The organism is Marivita sp. (genome assembly GCF_051251565.1).
Taxonomy (GTDB): Bacteria; Pseudomonadota; Alphaproteobacteria; order Rhodobacterales; family Rhodobacteraceae; genus Marivita.
The window spans coordinates 364156-385402 of the sequence record NZ_JBPOFB010000003.1; the positions used below are offsets into that span (position 1 = coordinate 364156).

General features: G+C 60.4%; 18 protein-coding genes. 10 read left to right on the forward strand and 8 right to left on the reverse strand.

Going from position 1 to position 21247, the window contains the following annotated elements:
- From ACSHXH_RS06370 to ACSHXH_RS06385, 4 genes are read left to right on the forward strand one after another with little or no spacing between them, the layout of a single operon-like run.
- Positions 1-630 (forward strand): MotA/TolQ/ExbB proton channel family protein, encoded by a 630-nt coding sequence (locus tag ACSHXH_RS06370; protein ID WP_435670936.1) that lies wholly within the window; start codon positions 1-3, stop codon positions 628-630.
- A 12-nt stretch (positions 631-642) separates the two neighbouring features.
- On the forward strand, positions 643-1101 hold the full coding sequence (locus ACSHXH_RS06375; RefSeq protein ID WP_435670937.1) for an ExbD/TolR family protein: 459 nt from the start codon (positions 643-645) through the stop codon (positions 1099-1101).
- Positions 1098-1502, forward strand: coding sequence for an ExbD/TolR family protein (locus ACSHXH_RS06380; RefSeq protein WP_435670938.1), 405 nt, complete (start codon positions 1098-1100; stop codon positions 1500-1502). Before ACSHXH_RS06375 ends, ACSHXH_RS06380 begins: the two co-directional genes overlap by 4 nt.
- A complete protein-coding gene (locus tag ACSHXH_RS06385) occupies positions 1499-3025 on the forward strand; it encodes a hypothetical protein (protein ID WP_435670939.1) in 1527 nt (508 codons plus the stop codon). The genes ACSHXH_RS06380 and ACSHXH_RS06385 overlap by 4 nt, the downstream gene beginning before the upstream one ends.
- A gap of 15 nt (positions 3026-3040) precedes the next feature.
- Here ACSHXH_RS06385 and ACSHXH_RS06390 read toward each other — a convergent pair whose 3' ends face one another.
- From ACSHXH_RS06390 to ispD, 7 genes are all read right to left on the reverse strand, one after another.
- A complete protein-coding gene (locus ACSHXH_RS06390) occupies positions 3041-5452 on the reverse strand; it encodes a protein kinase domain-containing protein (RefSeq protein WP_435670940.1) in 2412 nt (803 codons plus the stop codon).
- Positions 5449-6264 carry a PP2C family protein-serine/threonine phosphatase gene (locus ACSHXH_RS06395; RefSeq protein ID WP_435670941.1) on the reverse strand — a complete coding sequence of 272 codons (816 nt, stop codon included), beginning with the start codon at positions 6262-6264 and terminating at the stop codon, positions 5449-5451. The genes ACSHXH_RS06390 and ACSHXH_RS06395 overlap by 4 nt, the downstream gene beginning before the upstream one ends.
- Positions 6236-7048: a type VI secretion system-associated protein TagF gene (tagF, locus tag ACSHXH_RS06400; protein WP_435670942.1), complete on the reverse strand. Its 813-nt coding sequence runs from the start codon at positions 7046-7048 to the stop codon at positions 6236-6238. Before tagF ends, ACSHXH_RS06395 begins: the two co-directional genes overlap by 29 nt.
- Entirely contained in the window at positions 7027-10626 is a 3600-nt protein-coding gene (tssM, locus tag ACSHXH_RS06405; RefSeq protein WP_435670943.1) for a type VI secretion system membrane subunit TssM, read from the reverse strand. The genes tagF and tssM overlap by 22 nt, the downstream gene beginning before the upstream one ends.
- Positions 10623-12434, reverse strand: a complete 1812-nt coding sequence (gene icmH / locus ACSHXH_RS06410) for a type IVB secretion system protein IcmH/DotU (protein WP_435670944.1) — start codon at positions 12432-12434, stop codon at positions 10623-10625. The genes tssM and icmH overlap by 4 nt, the downstream gene beginning before the upstream one ends.
- 1 nt (position 12435) lies before the next feature.
- Positions 12436-13770: a type VI secretion system baseplate subunit TssK gene (gene tssK / locus ACSHXH_RS06415; RefSeq protein ID WP_435670945.1), complete on the reverse strand. Its 1335-nt coding sequence runs from the start codon at positions 13768-13770 to the stop codon at positions 12436-12438.
- Positions 13771-13962: 192 nt separating this feature from the next.
- A complete protein-coding gene (ispD, locus tag ACSHXH_RS06420) occupies positions 13963-14634 on the reverse strand; it encodes a 2-C-methyl-D-erythritol 4-phosphate cytidylyltransferase (protein WP_435670946.1) in 672 nt (223 codons plus the stop codon).
- Between the two features lie 246 nt (positions 14635-14880).
- Here ispD and ACSHXH_RS06425 point away from each other — a divergent pair, with 246 nt between their 5' ends.
- From ACSHXH_RS06425 to ACSHXH_RS06445, 5 genes are all read left to right on the forward strand, one after another.
- Positions 14881-15282: a hypothetical protein gene (locus ACSHXH_RS06425; RefSeq protein ID WP_435670947.1), complete on the forward strand. Its 402-nt coding sequence runs from the start codon at positions 14881-14883 to the stop codon at positions 15280-15282.
- A gap of 103 nt (positions 15283-15385) precedes the next feature.
- Positions 15386-17215: an ABC transporter ATP-binding protein gene (locus ACSHXH_RS06430; RefSeq protein ID WP_435670948.1), complete on the forward strand. Its 1830-nt coding sequence runs from the start codon at positions 15386-15388 to the stop codon at positions 17213-17215.
- A gap of 39 nt (positions 17216-17254) precedes the next feature.
- Positions 17255-18475 (forward strand): class I SAM-dependent RNA methyltransferase, encoded by a 1221-nt coding sequence (locus ACSHXH_RS06435; protein ID WP_435670949.1) that lies wholly within the window; start codon positions 17255-17257, stop codon positions 18473-18475.
- A gap of 12 nt (positions 18476-18487) precedes the next feature.
- Positions 18488-19252, forward strand: coding sequence for an ion transporter (locus ACSHXH_RS06440; protein WP_435670950.1), 765 nt, complete (start codon positions 18488-18490; stop codon positions 19250-19252).
- An 89-nt stretch (positions 19253-19341) separates the two neighbouring features.
- The gene (locus ACSHXH_RS06445) at positions 19342-19827 is read left to right on the forward strand and encodes a L,D-transpeptidase family protein (protein WP_435670951.1); all 486 of its coding nucleotides are present in this window, start codon (positions 19342-19344) and stop codon (positions 19825-19827) included.
- Between the two features lie 63 nt (positions 19828-19890).
- Here the strand turns inward: ACSHXH_RS06445 and ACSHXH_RS06450 are convergent, their stop codons facing one another.
- Positions 19891-20445: a CAP domain-containing protein gene (locus ACSHXH_RS06450; RefSeq protein WP_435670952.1), complete on the reverse strand. Its 555-nt coding sequence runs from the start codon at positions 20443-20445 to the stop codon at positions 19891-19893.
- Between the two features lie 174 nt (positions 20446-20619).
- Between ACSHXH_RS06450 and ACSHXH_RS06455 the strand changes: the two genes are divergently transcribed.
- Positions 20620-21219: a L,D-transpeptidase gene (locus tag ACSHXH_RS06455; protein WP_435670953.1), complete on the forward strand. Its 600-nt coding sequence runs from the start codon at positions 20620-20622 to the stop codon at positions 21217-21219.
- The last annotated feature ends 28 nt before the right edge of the window (positions 21220-21247 follow it).

A 21247-nucleotide genomic window follows, 5' to 3' on the forward strand; every position in this document is an offset into this window, starting at 1 on the left:
ATGTCCATTTTTCAAATTGCGTCTTTTGGTGTTTACGGATTTCTCGCGGTGCTCTCGCTCTTTGCAGTGGGCATCGGCCTTTACAAAATCGCACAGTTTTCCCGTCTTGGCGTCGGCAAGCGCAACGAGGCCGAAAAGATCCTTGATGATTGGCTGAATGGCCGTGTCGAAGAGGCGATCAGCGCCGCAGGCAAACGCAAATCGGTGTTGGCCCGCATCATGCAAGCGGTATTTTCCGGCATTCAGGCACGCCCCAGCGATGTCAGCTATGCCGAAGAACTTAGCCGCCAGACGGCCATCATCGAGCTGGCCACCATGTCCGAACGGATGCGATCGCTCGACATGGTGGTGCAGGCGGCGCCAATGCTGGGCCTTCTGGGCACCGTGATCGGCATGATCGAAGCATTCTCGGTTCTGGCCGTCACCGAAGGCGCAATTGATCCAACCGCGCTTGCCGGCGGCATTTATGTCGCCCTCACAACAACGGCGCTTGGCCTGATCATTGCGTTGATCGCCTTCTTCATCGCCACATGGCTTGAATCGCGCATCGACCGGGAACGCAACATGATGGAAGCGCTCATGTCGGCCGCGATCCATGGGCGGGTCGATCCCAACGCCTCCAACACGTAAGCCGGGTCCGCAATGAGCGCCCGACGCCAACCCCTTCCCGAACGGCCCCGCCGCTACCGGATTGCGCTGACGCCTTTGGCCGATGCCATGTTTCAGCTGTTGATCTTCTTCATGCTGACAACAAGCCTGACGCCCTATTCGCTTATCACCCTCAAAAGTGTGTCGGACGACGCGGTACAAGAAGACACCGGGGGCCCCGGTGCCGGTGATGGCCCGTCGCAGGCCAACAGCACAGGCACCGCTGCGACGATCTGGGAAATCGGCAATGACATCGCCCGCATCGCTGGCCAAACCTACGGCATGGATCAACTGGCCGATCTTGCCCTTGCCATCGGCACTCAGGATCAACCCGGTCAGGTGGTGCTGCAAGTCGGGCTCGAAGCTCGCGTGCAAGACGTTGCCTTTGCGCTTGAGGCATTGGAAAATGCGAATATCGATGCAGTTCAGATCACGCGCGAGGCGACGCAATGAAGACGTCCCGCCTGCCGGCTCCGCGCGTCCGCCACCCGATCGACAGCTCTTTGGCGATCGTCAATATCGTTTTGCTGCTGATCTTCTTCTTCCTCACAACCGGGTCACTGCTGAACTCGCGCAGCATCGAAGTCGCGTTGCCGGAAACCACTCGCCTGCCGCTGGATCTTTTGCCCCAACCGCTGCTTACGGTGTCTGCGGATGGTGGCATGACGTTGGATGGCGACCCGATAGACTCCGGTACTCTGGCCGCCGCGCTCATCGACAGCCCGCGCGTGAATGTTCTGACCGATCAGGGGCTTAGTGCCACGTTCCTGCTGGAAACACTGGCGGCGGAAAACCTTGTCGCGGTCGAAGTCCGGCTGGTCACACTGCACCGGGAAACCGGGGACGCGCCATGAGCTTTTTGCCCCACGCAGCCCCCCGCGCCGAAGCGTGGTTCGGTGCCATGGGTATATCCACCGCTGCGCATGGCGCTTTGGCCGCGCTCATGATGTCGGGGGCCGTGGTGTTCCTGCCCCAAGGCCAACCCGCCGACAGCCTCGATGCCGCCTTTGCGGTCAGCCTGGAAATCCTCGATGCCGAAATCGTGGAAGAGGCCGACCCGATTGACGACGACCGCATTCCCCCCGACGCCATCGCAACCTTGCCGCAAGAGATTGACACAACCGAACTTGAACAAGACTTTGCAGCGCTCACCCCGGATGACAGTGCGCTGGAGCCGGACGCCCCGGCAGACGACCTGACTGAACCCATGGACGAGGCCATCGCCCCCGAGACAGAAGTCGCGCCGGACGACATCACGCCGGTCGAGGCGATTGCCCCCGACACATCCGACCCCGAGGTTCTGACACCGGATGTCGCCCAAGACCTGACAGAGCCGGAACTGGCAGAACCAGAGCCCGTTGCACCCGAGGTGCTGACCCCCGAAATCGCCGAGATCCAGCCAGAACCAACCCCGCTTGCCGACCAACCGCTCAGCATTGATGACCTGAGCTTGATCGAAGACGATTTCATCTCGCCCTTGGCCGAAGGCGGGTCCGGCGCGCCGCTTCAACCGGAAATCGTGGCAGAACCCGACAGCCTCGCCTTGCTTGCGCCCGAACCCGAGGTTCTGGCCCCATCCACCATTGGCCCGTTCGAAACCGACGACGCGGTGGATGCCGTGGTTTTGCCTGACCCCGAACCTATCGCCCCCACCGTAGAACCAGAGCTCAATGACGACACGCCACCGGAACAAGACACGGGTGCCACCGAAGAGTCCGCTCTTGCCGCAGCAGCCCCGCTGCAAGACCTGACCGACACTGACATCGCCATCGGCCAGCTCTTGCGCCGCATCCGTGCCGTTCCAAACCCGCAATGCACGCTCGCCCTGCCTCGCCGCGCAGGCGGCGCGCCGGGGGCCGGGGTGTCCTTTGTCGGTGCTGATGACAGCGTCTTGGGCGATCTGTCCAACAGGATCACTGCGGGGCTTGATCCGGCCCCGGTGCAAACCCGCGAATTCGTCGATCCGCGCCAATGCGCCGTTCTCGATGCGCTGCGCCAGTCCGAAAGCTATCCGGCCAACCGAATCGGCCTGTCTCTCGACAATGCGACCCTGCAAAGCGGAGACACGCTGCGCGGCAGAGTGATCGGCGCGGGCGGGTTGTTCGTGACGTTGCTGGTGATCGACGACAATGGCGTGGTGCAGGATCTTGCTCCGTTCATCACGCTGGACGGCAATATTCCGGTCTTTGACGCACCCGTTGCCCGCTCCGGCCCACCCCGCGCGACGCGGCAAATGCTGATCGCGCTTGGCACCACGGATGCGCCGCTGGATCTGTCTGACCGGATCGGGCGCGAGGCCCAGGATGTCTTCGCCCCAATCCCAACCGAGACCCTGCGCAACATGGTGTTCGGGGCTGTCACCTTTGATGTGCAGTGACCTGCACAAACACCGCTACTGCGTCAGCTCCAGGTAGGCGATGTCAACCGCGCCTTGACCGTCCTGCGCCAGTTCGCGCAGCATCAGCGGCAGGATGTCCGACGCCAAAGTGCCATCCTGCATCGCGCCCGCGCGCACAAGCGTCTGATCCGACGCGGTCACGACCAACAGGTACTTCCCCGGAGGTGCCGAGGGCAGGCGAAACGCAAAGCGGCGCTCATTGCCGATGGGATCATCAAACTGCCGCATCAGCGAAAAGACCCGTCCATTCGCATCCACCAGCGACAGCCAGTTTTGACGACCGGCGCTGCCAGTCACCTGCCCGATCACACCGTCACCCCGCGCGGCCACATGGGTGTCCAACGCGATCTCGATCCGCGCGCCACGCGTACCCTGAAAGCTGCGCACAAAGTCGAGCACGGCACAATGCGCAGGCGGGATATCGCGCGTAATCACTTCGGGAGCTGCACCGTATTCCGCCGCAAAGGCTTCGCCCACACCGCGCAAGCGCGATGCACTGTCAGTATAACCTTCGATCAGTCCCGCAGCGCTGCCTTGCTGGCGGCGCGTGGCAAAGACACAGCCGTCCGGCAGGGTTGTGGCCAAGAACGCCTCACGGCTTTCGGGCAAACGCTCCAACCCGGCGGCAATCGCTTCGTCTGGCGTCACCGCGTCGCCACCACCATCCGACGGCAGGCCACCGCCCTGAAACGCGAAAAACGCACCGCCCGCGACAACCGCCAATACGACAATCCCTGCCAGCATAAGGCCCTTGCCACTCCGATCGCTACCCTTGGCCGATCCCGTATGGAAGGCCGGGGGTTCCGTTGCCCCTGCACCGCCACTGATCGAGCGGGCTATCGGCACCGCCTGCAAACCGGGCACCGCCCTGTCCTTGGCCGCAGTGCGCGCACCAATGCGCGACCGTGTGCCAAACCCGGTGCCACTGTCATCCATGTCGCGCAGCTCTTCGATGACGGCAGTCATGGTGCGCAACCGAAGCTCGGGGTTCGGCTCCAACATCTTGGTCAGCACATCGTGAAATTCCATTGGAATGCCGGTCAGGTCCGGCACGCTCTGGCGTTTTTGCACCGCCTCAACAATCGTGTCGCCCATCGCGGCGGATTTGCCCGTCAGCATCGCCATCATCAACAGACCCAGCGAATAAACATCGCTTGGCGCTTCAGCCTCCCCGCCATAATCGCCCAATTGTTCAGGCGACACGTATTTCAGCTTGCCCGCAAATTCATTGCCGATGGTCACGTCCTTGATCTTGGACGACCGCGAGATCCCGAAATCGATCAGAACCGCCTTCGAGATATCGCCATCCGGTAGCATCACATTGTCCGGTGACAGGTCGCGGTGCACGATCCCGTTAGAGTGTGCCCGGTCCAGCCCGCCTGCCAAGCGCAGCGTCAGTTCAAGCACCTGATCCCGCCGCAACGCGCCTTCTGCCTTAAGCTTGTCCGACAGTTTGGTGCCTTCGATGAACCCCATCACCAGCGCGTGCAGGTTGAGGTTCTGATCAGGCGGCACATAGGCGAAATAGCGGACGATGGCGTCATGATGCAGCTGTCGCAGGGTGCGCGCCTCGCGCCGGAACATCTGCGCGACTTTCACATCCTCGGCCATCTCGGGCAGGATCACCTTAATCGCCACGGATTCACCGGTGCCAATCTCGACCCCCCGGAACACGCGCCCCATACCGCCCTGATCCAGCCGTTCCTCGACCCGGTACATATTGTTGATGACCGTTCCCGGCTCAAGCGAACTCAGCGGTGTCGGCGCAGTGCCCGGCGGCGGCGGCACAATCGCGCTTAGCGTTGCCGTCCCAAGGACCGATTGCGTTCCGAACACGCCTTCCTGCGCAGGTGCGTCAGTAGGGGCCGGAGCATCGGTCGCGGTAACCTCGGACATCGGCCTGTAGGTTGATCCATCCGGTGCATCCGTCGTGGCGGTCGGCTCGGGCACGTCGCGTTGCGGCGGTACGGTCGCGGCCCCGGCAAGGACCGTGCGGTCTTCGTCCGGTGGCGTGGCGGCCGCAGCAGACGTTCCCGGCATCGGGGACACAATCGTCCTGTCAGGGTCAACCTCGGGTGTGGTCTCTGGCTCCGATGGAACCTCACCCGGCACAGGCGTCTGCGCGATCACGGTGCGATCGGGGTCAGCCGGCTCTGCCTTGGGCGGGACAGTCGCCTCGGCCTCGGCCTCGGCCTCGTCACCCGCACCCGGCGGCGTGGTGGCAAGAATCGTGCGATCCGGGTCTGGCGTGGCGTCTTTCGGCACTGGGCGCTGCGCAATCACCGTCCTGTCAGGATCAGGCGCATCTGCGTCGCCGAATGTGCCGTCTGGGCGAAACAGGATGGTCCGATCCTCGTCCACGTCGGGCGTGTCAGGCTTGGGCGGCTGGGTCGACGGATCGCTCATAGCTGCCCGCTATATTCTGGGTACATCCCGGCTACATCCATATTGGGCAACCGGTTCTGGGTGCAGCGCACGATCACCACCGACACGTTGTCCTTACCGCCCCGCTCCAGCGCGGTGTTCACCAGCCGGTCACACAGGTCCGGCAATGGCCCGGACTGGCCAATGTTCAAAACACCTTCCAATTCACTGTCGTTGAAATACTCGGTCAATCCGTCCGAGCAGATGAGAAACAGATCGTTATGCGCCAGCGCACCTTCCACCATGTCGCATTCAGGGGCTTCGGTCACACCGATGGCGCGGGTGATGACGTTCTTGCGCGGCCACGCATCTGCTTCGGCCTGCGAAATGGTGCCCGCATCCAAAAGCGCCTGAACTTCGGTGTGGTCGCGTGTTACCTGAGACAATCCACCGCCGCGCATCCTGTAAACCCGACTGTCTCCGGACCAGATGCAGGCGAAATGGTCTTGCGCAATCAGCAGCGCTGCAATGGTCGATCCGATAGCCCCGCCCCCCAAGTCAGAGGCATGACGAAAGATCTTGGCATTGGCTTGCCCCAGCCGTTCCAGAAACCGCGCCTTGAGGTCAAGCGCCCCGGCGGGAACGCCCATCGTCCCCAGCTCGGACACGATAGTTTGCGACGCGAAATCCCCCGCCGCATGCCCGCCCATGCCATCAGCGACCAACCACAGGCCGGATCCGGGCATGGCGAGCATACTGTCTTCGTTCACCGCCCGGACACAACCGACATCCGTGCGATGATGGGTCTCGAAATCAAACAGGCCGTCACCCGATGTTATTCTTGTCTGGTCCATTGTCTTCCTCTCCTGCCGGGGCGACTTCTTGCGCGGTCCCCTCCTGGACGTCTTCCGCCTTTGGCCGGGTGTCCGGCGCCGCGGTTTGTTTCGGCTCTGGTGGACGCAGCCGTCCGGTCAACAGCCAGTTGAGCGCTTGCGTGTCGGGCAACCCGTTCACCGCCAGCCAACCCGCCTCGCGCAGGTCGTCGGCGGGATGCCACCAATGGCTCCGGGCAAGCTGCGATTTGTCGTAATCCGCGCTCCGGGCATCCTGAAACAACCGCGCCAGATCACCGTCATGGCGACTGCCCCACAACACTCCGTCAAAGCCGTCCTCAAACGGGGTGCCCAGAACCGCTGGCACCTCAAAGCCGGTCAACAGCGTCTTGGCGCCGCGCGTACCGTCACGCGGCACTTCGAATCCACCGATATGCGTAGACAACACGTCATAGGGCGTCTCATCATGGCTGGGGTGGATCGGCGGCGGGGGCACAAGACCGGTCAGGCAAAACATCAACGGATAGCGTCGGCTCACCTTGTCGCGCGATGCGATGAAAATGCCAAACAACGGCACCCCGAACACGTCTGGCCCAATCCAGAACCGCAAGACCGGCGCATAGCGCCACGCGGCTTCCCAACTGTCGCCAAGTCCCGCTTTCAACGGTGGCAACACGGCTTCGAGCCACTGATCCAGACCAAGGAACTGACCATGCTCCAACCCATGTGCAAGGAAGTCCCCATAGGCAGGGTGCTTGCCATAGATCACCGGGGTGACGGGTATTATTCCAGCGTTGTCGGACACGAGAACTCCGAAATTTCGCGCATCAGGAACGGGATCGTGATGCTGTCAAACTCGAGTCGGAACGTCACCGCCCGCCCGCCGATCTGATGGGTCACGTCCACGCGTGTGCCTTCGATCCTGTTGCGGCCTTGGGTGATGAAATCCATGATCGCCCACCGACCCCCGCCAAAGCGCTGGGTGTTCTCGGCACCCTCTACCCCCGGAATGATCGTCACTGCGATATCCGCGGTGTCATCTGGCCATGTCACCGTTGATCCGCTCGAATTCGCAAAAAGCTGTACGGTGCGGCCCCCAAACCCGATCTGGCTGCCTTCAACGCTTTGCGATGCCGCCACTTGCGTGATCGAGAACGACACCGTCGGCTTGGCACTGTCGGGTTCAAAGAACGCCTGCCGGATGCGTTCGGCGCGGGCAAATTGCGCCAGCGTCGCGCTCGACAACCGTTCGCCAAGTGCGCTGCCATCGCGCGGAACGATCGACCCGTCGCTTGACCGTTCGGTGTGGTCGCGCAGGCGCTCGTTGTAAAACCGATCCATCCGCCCGCCATACCCAAAGAATTCACCAAACGCGGCGGTCGAGATATGCCGCGACCCGCTTCCCGCAAACGGGAAATTCGACGCAACGTTCTGCGTGCAGAACAACGAAATTTCTTCGGTCAGCGCACGTTTCAATTCGTCCATCGTTGCATTGGCCGACACGGTCAGGAATTCCCGCTCGATCTGGTTCACGAACCCGATGATGGTTTCAGGATAAAACGGAATACCCTGACTCAGGGTGTTCAGTGCGTCCTGCAAGCCGCGTTCATCCATCAACGGCGTTGAGGTCCGCCCGGCAAGCTGCCGGTTCTCCAGCAGGGCCGACAACCCGGTCAGAACAATGTCGATGGGCTTGGATGGTCCCTCTTCGCGCACCAGACGATGCCATTTTTCAAACCGCTGCTCGATCTGCTCCAACTGGCGACGCTGCGAGGGTGCGGCAGCAGAGGGCACCGCACGTTCCTGAAACTTGCTCCGGTCGCGCAACATGTTCAGCGCAATCCGCTGAATCGCACCAGACCGCCGCTCTGCCTCATCAAACCCGACATTGGCAAGCTGCCCGCCCACATCGCCAGTGGCCAGCGCCTCGGGGGTGATCTCCATGTTCTCGATCACGTCAAGAAACCGCGACAGACGGGTTTCGTTGTCCACCGCTTCGGCCAGCTTGAGGATGGGCGACGCAAAGGGCGCGGACGCCACCGCAAGCGCGGGATATTGCGGCGCGCCGTTCGACATCGGGACCAGTTCAATCCGGCCCAACATCCCGTTCCATGCCTTGGCAAAGTCTTGGGTATAAAGCGCATGCAGATCGCGGTTCAGCCCGGTCAACTGGCCGTCGTAATCCACACCTTCACCCGGTTCGCCCAGAACCCAGCGTTCATCCTCAAGCCGTTCGGCGGCATTGGCCACCGCGTCCTGAAACACGCTCCAATAGCCGGTGAAGGTAAACAGTCCCGGCACAGTCAGGGAATCGAGCGGACGCCCATCAGTGGTTCGGAACACCACATCCGTCTGCACATCCGCCAGTTCATCAGAAAGCTGGAACGGCGTCATCGCCGCCGCTTGGCTAAGGATCGACGAATAGGCCTGCTGCGCCAACGACAGGGTGGCGATTTCCTTTTGTACCCGTTCCACCAGATCGCGGTTCGGCTTAAGCGCGGGCGTCACCCGTTCATCCAGTTCAAGCATTGCCGCCAGATGTTCGTTGATCTCTCGGTATTCGCCATCAAGCCCCGGCTCGGAATATTCCGGTGCCCAGCTTTCTGCAAAATAAGCCTGAATCGCCAGATCGTCTTCGCGGCCGTCCTGTTCCTTGGCCAGCAGGATATAGACCTTGAGCGCCCGGTAGGCTTCTTCAGTGTTCCCGCTCACCAGAAGCATGGGCAACCGGTTTTCGAGAAACAGCATCATGCGCGGGCGCAGCAGCCGTTCAAGACTGTCGGAATAGGATTCCAGCGCCGCGCTGCGAATGCTGGATCGGCGCGACAGACCCACCCGTTCGCCAAAGGCCTGCGGGCGTGGATTGCCATATCCCGCCGGGATGTCGCGCACTGTTGCCAATGCAGGCAACAACGGGCGGGTCGCAGAGTCGGTGATGATGGTTTCAGCCAGCAATTCCTGCGCCTCGACCGCATAGATCTGCTGCGCGGCATTGGCTTCGCGGATCAATGACGCATTCATCCAGAAGCTATAACCAAACAGCCCCATCGCGGCGACACAGCCCGCCGCGATCAGCGACAGCGCGCCAGTGCGCAAGATCGCCCGACGCCGCATGGCGCGCAGATCGTACCCGACCCAGTCGCGCTCCTCAAAGATCACCTTTTTCAAAAGATCATGCAGGAAATAGCTGCGCCCCTTGCCCGACATGAAGGACGGCTGCACCGACCCGTCGTCAGACGCGATCTTGCCCAAGACCTGATCAATCGGCGTACCCTCTTGGGTGCCCGAAGTGAAATAAAACCCGCGCAGAATGGCATGAGTTTCCTGTGGCTTCTGAAACACCCGGCGCAGGAAATCGTTCACGTTGCGCTGCAACAGCGCCATCTGACCAGGAAAGCTGAAAATCGCTATACGCCCAACGGAATCGGGCTCTTCGTTGAGGCGATCCGTGACCTCGTCAGACAACCGCGTGATCAACTGATCAAATTCAGCCGACACTGTACGATAGGTCTCTTCCTTGCGGTTCTTGGTCTGAAAGGTGATCCCCCAGACAGCCCTGCGCCGGTCTTCACCATACGGTCCAAAGTATTCGCGGAAGCCCGCGATCATGTCCGCCTTGGTGAAGATCGTATAGACTGGCACGTCGATCTTGAGCGTTTCATGCAGTTCCGCCAGACGCGCCCGCACTGCAAGCGCATGACTGTCGAGCGTGTCATCATCCGCCGTCATCATGTCTTCGCACGAAAACGCAAGGATCACACCATTGATCGGCTGGTTGGGTCGTGTCCGTTTGAGCTGTGCCAGAAACGCCGCCCAGCTCATTTTGTCGGCACGCGCATCGCTGTCTTGTGTCGTATAGCGGCCCGCCGTGTCGATCAGCACCGCCTCTTCTGAAAACCAAAAGTCACAATTCTTGGTCCCGCCAAACCCCGCCACCGCAGAGGCATCAGTGCCCGGAAACTCCAGCCCCGAATGCACCAGCGCCGTGGTCTTGCCCGCACCGGGCGGGCCGATGATCACGTACCAGGGCAGATCGTAGAGATAGGTCGGACCCCCGGTTTTCTTGAGCTTGGCCAGCGCCTCTTGCATGCGTTCAGCCAGAACAGTGCCGTCGCCCACAGGCACCTCGACAAGGTTTTCCTCAAGCTCGTCTGCGGCCTTCTTACGCTTGCGGTATTTGAGAAATGCCACCAACGCGATGGTGCCCAGAATAGCAAAGATCAGACCACCGCGCAGCCATGGTGACAACAGCCACTCCGCCCCGGTCATCGGCAAGCCGAACCAGATCGCTGCACAAAGCGAAATCACCCCGATAATCATCATCGGGATGCGGAACCACTTGTGAATCCAAAGCTGCCTCGACTGACGCCACACCCATCTCATAGCCGCTGCTCCTTGCGCAGCAGGATTTCAACCCGCCGGTTCTTGGCCCGTGCTTCGGCTGTATCGGCAGTGTCCAGCGGCTTTGCCGGACCATGGCCCACAACCGTCATACGGTCCGGGTCAGTCAGATGCGGCGCAATCGCGTCGCGCACGGTTTGCGCGCGGGCCTCTGACAGCGCCTCATTGGTCTTGTAGCGCCCGGTGCCGCGCAACGGGATGTTGTCGCTATGGCCTTCCACGATGATCCCGCCCGGTTCGGCCTCTAGCACGGTGCCGATCCGCTGGATCAGTTCACTGACATCTTCCTGAAGATCGGCAGACCCGGACCCGAACCGAAGAAACGCACCCAGACGAACCGAGATGTAATCGCCCTCTTCCTGCACCGATGTGCGCCCCGCTTCGATATCCTGGGCAAGCCGCCCCTGAATACGCTCAAGCTGCCCGGTGGCGGCGGCCTCGTAGACCGGCACGTCCTGTCCGCCTTCGATGGCCACCTCGTTGGGCAGGTCATGCAGCGCGATGATCTGGTTCTGTGCGGCCTGCGCATCGGTGGACAAGATCCACGACAGGCTCGCAAACAGTGCCACAACCATACCGGCCGCGACGCTGCCCACGACCCAAAGCGGCACCCCGCCCTGACGCCGCCGTCCGCCAAGGATCACAGGCACCCATTTATGCGACAAGTCAGTTGTCGGGCGTTCGGTGGTGGACCGGAACCGCTGGTACACTTCCGTACGTACCCTTTGCAACGCAACCGCCCCGTTGGGTTCCGTGCGGTATTTGCCCTGAAACCCAAGTGCAAGGCAGGTCAGCATCAATTCCAGCACGTGCTTGCGCTGCGATGGAAAGGCGACGACCTGTTCGAGATGGTGAAAAAACCCGATCCCGGCGGACCGGTCCCCAAGCAATTCCGCTGCCATCGAGAACTGCTGCCAATATTGCGGGTCATTGCCCGGAACGGTTTGCACGATGTCGTCCGACGTTGCCGCAAGCGCATAGCGCGCGATGTCGATATCCTCTTTCGGAAGACCTGCTTCGTGGCACTTCTGCACAAACTTGGTGATCTCGCGGACCACATGGTCGCGCAGCGGGATCGCGTGCATTTCCACCATGCCGGTGCGCAACCGCCCCAGCAACACAAGCAGATCCGCAGCGGCGGCGATCATTGGGTTGGACGATGCCCCAACATCAAGCCCGGCCCCACGCAGCGCATCCGTAAACGCGATCTTGGGCACATTGCGCACAGGTGCCTGTGCTGGCTGAGCGGCATGCGGGAACTGCATGTCCGGCGGCGTGCCCAGCCCAGATTGAGGCTGGCCGTAGCCTTGGGGCGGGTACTGCGGCGGATAGGGGTGTTGCGGCTGTTGCGGATAGGGCTGCGGGGGATAGCCCGGCGGCGGTGCGCCCGCAGCGGGATATTGCTGATAGGGTGGATACGGCTGTTGCGGTGGCTGGGGCTGTGACGGCGGGACATTGCCACGCGGGCTGAGCGCACCGCCCAGCCATGTGTCCTCTGATCCACGCGGCGGACCTGCGTTTTGCGCAGGCGGTGCTGGATAGGCCGGCGGCGGCGCGGGATAGGGCGGGTAGGGTTGGGGCGGTGGGGGATAATATGGTGGTGCCGCCTGCTGGGGCGGCGGTGGAGGCTGTTGCGGATGCGGCGTCGGGACTTTCACCCCAAAGATTGTACGTTCCCCTTCGGTGGCGGGAGGTGGCGCGGGTACGGCCCCTTGCCCTGCCGGTGGCGCGGGCTGGCGCGGAGGTATCTTCTGACCAAAGACCGTGCGTTCGTCGTCGTCCGATGCCATCTCAACGCTCCTCTGGGATCGCCCACAGCTCCAGTTCAAGGCCTGGCCATGCACCGGCGAAATGCAGACCGATCGCGGGCGCAACCGAGAAGTCGCGCCACAGCGGGCTCATTTTGTCGACCAGGAAATACACATGGTTTGCCACCACCCGGATCTGCGGCGGCGGGTTGGGTGTGTGCACCAGCGTTATGCCCGGCATGTTGTTGACGATGATCTCTTTCATCCGTGTCGACGGGCCGACCTTGCACAATTGCGGGAACTGCTGCTGGATTTGCGTCAGCGGCAAGGCGGCGGACACTTCGATCATGAAAGTCGCGCTGGCAAAAAGGTTCGGATCGTCCACCATGGCGGCAAAGCTGTTTTCGCGGCGCTGTTCCAGCGGCAGGCGCAGCGCCCGGCCCACATCGCGCGACAGCAGTCGGCGGATGTCGTCGACCAGCGGCTTGAATGTTTCCTTCGGATCGTCATGCCGGTAGCGTCCGTAATCGCGCGCGCGGCGGTCGCGTTCTTCAAAGGTGGTCAACTCCCCTGCCAAAGCAACCAAGGCTTCATAAAGGCGTTCGGGATGGACCGCAGGCAATTGCCGTAGATGCCACAGGATCGGCAGGTTCCGGTTCAGAACCATCAGCATCAGATAGTCCTTGTCCTGCATCCCCCCACCCGAGGTCGGGTCCGCCGCGTAGCGTTCCAGCACCTCCAGCCGGGCCTCAACAGATCCGATGACCGATTTCAGATATCCTTCAAATGCGCGATGTGCCGACAATACCAATCCGGTGGGCGGTGTGTTCTGATCCAACGTCACCACCTTGCCGTCGCTGACATCGGCAATGCGGCCAAGCGCGATACACTGGAAGCCTTCCTTGGCCTTGTCCCGCAAGGTGAGTTCAAGACGCGGCACCGCAACCTCAATCGCTTCTTCGGAACGGGCAACGGCGCTGGTGTCGGCCAGCCCGCGTTCTTCCTGAATGACATATCGGGTTCCGGCGTCTTCGGGCATGCCGGTGTCACGGTCGTTCTGCGCCATATTGGGCAGGGTCAGCCAGATGGTCTTGCCGATGGATTCCTCGGGGACATCAATCTCGCGCGGCAATGGGGCCGTGTGCGGCGCATCAAAGGGTGTGCCATCGGCAAAGATGCCAGAGATCAGTTCCAGCTCAAGCCGCCCTTGGCGCAGTTGCGACTGGTCAAACGACATTTCGACAACGCCCCACGGAAACGGAGTAAGATGCCCGGTGCGCGCCGTGACTGTCTTTTCCATATAGCGGTCAGACTGCTGCAAATGCTGGGGCTTGAGAAACAAGCCTTCCTTCCACGCAACTTTACTGAAACGGGACATATGACAAATAAGCTCCACTCAAAAACGCGCGCCGCCAAAATACTGCGAACCTGAAAGTCACTTTGCGGTCTGCGCGCCAAGGCGTCAAGCAAGACAGCATATCTGCTGCCCTGCTCCCTAAGGACCTCTTTCCTGCCCGACCAGAGTACGGTTGCCCGGTTGATCCCCTTTTGGACAGATGGTGACTGGGAATTATTCTGCGATCAGACGTGCGGCCCGGTCAAGATCCTGCGGCAGCGTGATCTTGAAATTACGCTCATCCCCTTGAACGGTCTTGATGGTCAGTCCCGCCAGATGGGCGATTTCGACATCGTCAGCGGCGTCGGTGGTGGCCGCATCATGCGCCCCCAGAATGGCGGCGAACCGGAACGCCTGAGGGGTTTGGGCGCGCCAAAGATCGGTTCGGTCCACCGTGCCGGATGCACAGCCATTGGTTGTTTTCCAGACAGCATCCACGATGGGCAAGGCCGCAAATGCACCGTCGGCATTGGCGAGTTCAGACAGCACGCGGGCAATCAGATCAACGGAACAGAACGGACGCGCAGCATCGTGGATCAACACCGTATCGGGGCTGTATTCCGACAGGCTGTGCAATCCGAGCCGCACTGAATCCGAGCGCGACGCCCCACCCGTGACCGGTTCCAGCAAGCGCATGTCTGAGAGGCCCGCAACTGCCACATTGTAGAGCGACCGGTCGTCCGGGTGGATAACCACGCGTACAAGCCCCACCAACGGCGAGGCCAGCATCGCGCGAATGGTCTGCGACAGCACAACTCCATCACCAAGCGTCAGGTATTGCTTGGGCAGGTCGCGTTCCATCCGCTGTCCGCGTCCGGCGGCGACAATGAGGGCTGCGTTGGTCACATGCGGTCTCCAATAATTACTGCGGATCTTACCATAGGAAACTCGCGGGTCTCCATGACTTACAGGGGTAACCCCACAGGGGCAGTGCATTTTTTGCCGTTGAGCCCCCCAAAAAATCGGCCACCTCAGATTCGAATTTGGCGGGTTCGTATTGGGTAAAATCCTGGCCCATCGACAACTTAACCCGGAAGGGACTGTTGCATTAATCGACCGCGCGCGACAAGCTTCAGTCTTCTGGGGATGAACATGCAGCATAGATCACCTTTCAAGCACCATCGATTTCCGTATGAGATCATTCTGTGCGCTGTCCGTTGGTATCTTCGCTTTTCGCTCTCCTATCAGGGCGTAGTGGATTCGCTTGCAGAGCGCGGGATCAGTGTTGATCGGTCGACCGTGTATCGCCGGGTGATCAAGTTTGGCCCGGAGATCACCAAAAGAGCGGAAAAGCATCTGCGTTGTGCGGGCGTCGATTGGCACGGTGACGACACCTATTTCCGCTTGCCTGCCCGGCGGGATGCCAAAGCGGCCAAATCAATCCTGAGCGGGCTTGAACCGATCGGAGCCATCAAACGCGGCCATATTCAAAACAGTAGTCCAGGCGTCCGCGGTGAAATCCGCTTCATCAGCGGGCTCTTCCAAACCACATGACCCAATGCGCCGCACCGACACTCGAGAAGCCCAGGCAAGCTAACGCAAAAGTCCCCTATTGGGACAGGCAATCAGGCGGCTTTATCGGGGCTGAGGCGGCGGAATGAAATTCGTCTCTGACATGATCCGACCGTTTGAACCGGCCAAAGGACCACCTCCGCAGGACATGCTGCCTTTCATGCGCTGGGCGCTGCACGGGTCTGAACGCGCGATCCTGATTGCCTTTGCGATCACCTTTGTCACCGGCATATCAGAGCTGGTCGCGGCGCGATTCACCGGGTGGGTGATCGACCAGACCGCAATTGCCGAACAGGGCGCATTCTGGGCGACGTTCTGGCCAGTGGTAGTGGTTGGCGTGGTCTTTTTCCTTGTCATCCGACCTTTGATTTTCGTCATGGATGCCGGGGTTACAGGGGTTCTTTTGGGGCCAAACCTGTACCCGATGATCCTTGCACGGCTGAACCAGCACACGCTGGGCCATTCGATGCAGTTCTTCGAGAATGATTTTGCCGGTCGCCTAAGTCAAAAAGCTCTGCAAACCGCTCGTGCGCTGACTGACATGGTGATCGAGGTGTCGGATGTGGTGGTGTATTCTTTCGCCATGTTCATCGGTGCGTTCTTTTTGATGGCGTCGATTGATGCGCGGCTCTTGCTGGTTTTTGTCATCTGGTCCGTCTTCTATGTTGCGGCGCTCCGGTATTTCATCCCGCGCGTGCAAACGCGATCCAAGGCGCGGGCGGGTGCGCGCACGCAGGTCACCGGTCAGGTGGTCGACATTTATTCCAACATTGCCGCTGTAAAGCTCTTTGCGCGCGACGCTGACGAAGACACGGCCACCCGCGCCGCGCTTGACCATTACCGGGATCGGTCGCTGGCCTTTGGCACGTTGTCGGCCGTGTTCCGCATGGTGCTGATGACTCTGGGCGGGATGCTGCCCCTGTTTGCGATCCTTGGCGCGCTTTGGCTTTGGAGCATCGGGAGCGCATCTGCCGGCGACATCGCCATGACGGCGATGATCACCACGCGCCTGTCCATGCTGACCAACCGTCTGGGCCGGGTCGCCATGTCGATCTTCACCAATATCGGAGAGGTTGAAGACGGCATTGGCACGCTGACACCGCAACACGGGATCACCGACCGACCGGGTGCCACGCCATCCGCACCGCGTGGTCCGGTGCATTTTGACACCGTGACCTTTGCTTATGGCGGGGCAGGGCAGGCGTTGACGGGATTTGATCTGACCCTTGCCGAGGGTGAAAAAGTGGCGCTTGTTGGTGCGTCAGGCGCGGGCAAATCGACGGTCGTGTCGCTCTTGTTGCGGCTCTATGACGTGCAAAAGGGCCGGATCACGTTGGGCGGGACCGACATCCGCGACATCACGCAGATTGCTTTGCGCACCGATGTTTCCGTCGTGCGGCAGGAAACGTCGATGTTCAACCGATCCGCGATGGAGAATATCCGCTACGGTCGCCCCAGCGCCACCGATGACGAGGTGTTCGAGGCGGCAAAGCGGGCCTCTGCGCATGATTTCATCCTGGGACTTGTCGATCACAAAGGGCGCACCGGCTATGCAGCGTATCTTGGGGAACGGGGGGTCAAGCTGTCTGGTGGGCAACGTCAGCGGGTGGCGCTTGCCCGGGCGATCCTCAAAGACGCGCCGATCCTTGTTCTGGACGAAGCGACCAGCGCTCTTGATTCCGAGGTCGAGGCCGAAATCCAGACCGCGCTTGATCATGTCATGCAGGGCAAGACCGTTCTGGCCATCGCGCACCGTCTGTCGACCATCGCCAGCATGGACCGGATCGTCGTGATGGATCAGGGCCGTATCGTCGAAATGGGCACGCATGACGCGCTTTTGGCCAAACATGGGCTTTACGCGCGCTATTGGAACAGGCAATCGGGCGGCTTCATCGGGTCCGAGGCCGCGGAATAGCCCTCGACCCGCGCGCGTGGCTGGGGCACAAGCCGCGTCATGACAACAGTAAAGATCAAACGACTTGGCCATTTGGGCGACGGTATTGCCGACGGTCCCATTTATGTGCCCGCAGCGCTGCCCGGCGAAGTGGTCAGTGGTACGCTTGACGGTGAACATCTGCGCGACCCAAAGATCGACACGCCGTCCGAAAACCGGGTCAAAGCGCCCTGTGCTCATGCCAAATCCTGTGGCGGATGCCAGTTGCAACACGCAGCCGATGCGTTCGTGTCTGACTGGAAACGCGATGTGGTGCGACAGGCATTGGCCGCGCAAGGCATTGCGATTGATCTGAACGATCCGATTACCTCACCGGCCCAGTCACGCAGACGCGCGGCGTTTTCGGTAAAGCGCACCAAGAAGGGCGCGCTTGCCGGATTTCACATGAAGGCGTCGGACACGATTGTCGCTGTTCCGAATTGTCAGCTTGTGCATCCTGAGCTGACAGCGGCCCTGCCGATGGTCGAAGCGCTGGGCGTTCTTGGCGCGTCGCGCAAGGGCGAATTGTCGGTGATGCTGACCCATACGGACACGGGGCTGGATGTGTCGGTGAACGGCGGCAAAGAATTGGACGTGGCGCTGCATCAGGATCTGGCCGAACTGGCGCGGACCTATGATCTTGCCCGTATTGCATGGGACGGAGAGATCGCGCTGCAACGCCGCGCGCCGGTCTTGCGGATTGGTCCTGCCGATGTAACGCCGCCGCCGGGCGCGTTCCTGCAAGCGACAAAACAAGGGGAAACCGCCCTGATCGACGCGGTGACCGAGGCTCTGTCAGGGGCAAAACGCGTGGCTGACCTGTTTGCGGGGTGTGGCACCTTTGCCTTGCCGCTGGCACAGAATGCGCTGGTCCATGCGGTCGAAGGCGACCGTGATATGATCAATGCACTGGATCATGCGTGGCGCAATGCCGAAGGGCTCAAGCGGATCACCCACGAGGTGCGCGACCTGTTCCGCAATCCGCTCCAACCAGAAGATCTGGCGAAATGCGATGGCGTTGTGATTGATCCACCGCGCGCAGGAGCGGCCGCGCAGATTGCCGAACTCGCAAAGGGCAAAATTCCGCGCATTGCCCATGTTTCGTGCAATCCGGCCACCTTTGCGCGGGATACCGCTACTTTGATACGGGCCGGATATGATCTTGAATGGGTAAAGGTGGTTGATCAATTTCGTTGGTCGACCCATGTGGAACTTGTGGCGCTGTTGCGTCGACCGAAATAAAGAGGCAGCGCTATGCGCAACAAAGTGTCCGCGTTTCTTGAGCAGACCTGGGTTACAAATTTCATCATTGGCGTGATCCTTTTCAACGCCGTTTTGTTGGGATTGGAAACCTCGGATCACGTCATGGCTGTTGCCGGACCGATCATTCTGTTTCTGGATGGCGTCTGTCTTGCGATCTTTGTCGTGGAAATTCTGCTCAAGCTCTTTGCCCAAGGGTGGCGCTTCTTCAAGAGTGGCTGGAACCTGTTTGATTTCGTGATCGTCGGGATTGCTCTTGTGCCAGCAACGCAAGGGTTCTCGGTGCTTCGGGCGCTGCGCATCCTGCGGGTGTTGCGCGTCATTTCCGCGACACCGCGCCTGCGTCGGGTGGTCGAAGGGTTCATCACCGCGCTTCCGGGCATGGGCAGCGTGTTTCTGCTGATGGCCATTATTTTCTACATCGGCGCTGTCATGGCGACCAAGTTGTTTGGCGATACGTTTCCGCAATGGTTCGGCGATCTTGGCAGCTCGGGCTATTCGCTGTTCCAGATCATGACGCTTGAATCCTGGTCCATGGGGATCGTGCGGCCCGTGATGGAGGTTTATCCCTATGCGTGGGCATTCTTTGTGCCGTTCATCATGGTCACCACCTTTGCCGTGGTGAACCTTTTGGTGGGCCTGATCGTGAATTCGATGCAGGACGCCCATGCCGAGGAATCGAACGAAAAGACCGATGCCTACCGGGATCAGGTGTTGTCCCGCCTTGAAGCGATCGAAAAGCGTCTGGATCGGCAGTAAGTCTGAGGGATTGACTCACGCTTTCGTTTTCCAGTTGGCCACAAACTCTGGTACAGTCCAGAAAAAGCAAATCGGGCAGTCTGTTTCCAATGTTTCGAATCCTGTGTCTTCTGGCGCTTGTCCTTGGTCTGACGGCCTGTGGAAAGTTTCCGACGTATAATGGCCCCGAGGTCACGCGCGTGATCGTCGAGAAAGGCGATCGCAAGATGTATCTGCTGCATCATAACGCGATCCTCAAAACCTACGATATCGGGCTAGGCTTTGCGCCCGAAGGTCACAAGGAAATCGAAGGCGATGGCAGAACGCCCGAGGGCGAATACCTGATCGACCGTCGCAATCCGAACAGCGCCTTTTACTTGTCTATTGGAATTGATTACCCGCGTCCGCGTGACATCGAAAACGCGCGCCGCATGGGCAAATCTCCGGGCGGAGACATCTTTATCCACGGTCGCCCGTGGAAGAACCGCAAGGGCGGGCGCGATTGGACATGGGGCTGTATTGCCGTGACCAACCGCGAAATGCGCGAGATTTATGCGATGGTGAAGAACGGCACGCCGATCACCATTAACCCCTGAGAAAGGTAAGCCCGGCTGACCAAATGTTTCGCGCGCGAAACAATGGGGCCGGACCGGACCTAATCACGAAGGTGCGTTGACGGGGGTGAATCCGGTTGCTTCGGGTGTTGCCAGAATGAGGTTCCACCAGATTTTGCCGTTCTCTTCCTGAAACCACGAAAACCCAAGCTCGCGTGCGGTGGGATCAAGGATCACCGTACGCGTGTTGGTGGCTTCCATCCAGGCGGCCAGCGTTTCCAGCTCGGTCTCATAGGTTTCCGAAATCGCCTCGCCTACCAACTTGCCGGAATACCCGGCGCGCTGGATGCGGGTGATGGGCGACGATCCGTCCGATCCGAAATGCCAGGGGCGGTTTTGAATGCTCATGTCGCGCGCATGGGTTGCCGCCGCAGCGTTCAGCCGCGCGTCAAATTCCAGTGTCGCTGCACCAGACGCCTGCCGCAACGCATTGATGGCGTCCAGCATACGGAACTGGATACGTCCGGTGTCGCTGGGGCGAATGCGGTACAGCTTGGGAAGAGGTTTGCCATCGGCTCCAAGCGTCGGGGGTGTCGGTGCGCCAGCGCAGGCAGTCAGTGCCATTGCGGCTGCACCCAAAAGAAATGTCGAACGCTTCATGTCAGGCCATCCAAGATAAGTCTAAGCCGGGCTTAGCCCCAGACATGGGTGGGATCAAACACACAAAGCCGAGATTTGCCGAAATGACATTCCTTTGAATTGCGACTGAGGCATTGACGCCATATATGTATATGCGTTCCACGTATAACTATTTGCACATGAAGAGGCCATAAGATGGCAAAAACCCTGCGTTTTCCCTTCAATCGCCGCAGCTTTCTGGCTGGGTCGGCTGCAATGCTCGCCACGCCCGCAGTGGCGCAAGACGTCAATGATGGCTCTACCGTCGAGATTGAGCGCGATCTGTCGCAGTCTGTCCGGCGCAATGTATCAAGCTTCCGGACACTGGACTGGCAGCCTTACTTCAGCGATCTGAACAAGGGTGCGATCCTTGTCGACATCGATTCGCGGGCGCTTCACTATTGGGAAGAGAACGGAAATTACCGTCTTTACCCATCCTCCGTGCCGCTGACCGACGACCTGACACGACGTGGCCGGACCTTGGTGACCCTCAAAGATCCAGAGCCGGATTGGCGCCCGACACCGTCGATGAAGATTCGCAATCCTGAATGGCCCGACTACGTTCCACCCGGCCCGGACAACCCGCTTGGCACACGGTCGTTGCACCTAAGCTGGACCTACTATCGCATTCACGGAACCCACGATACGCGCAAAATCGGACGTCGATCATCGAATGGGTGCATTGGTCTGTATAATGAGCATATCGAAGAGCTTTATGAATTGGCACAAGTGGGCACTCAGGTGTTGCTAATTTGACGACATGATGGTGGGCCAAGAAAGTTGT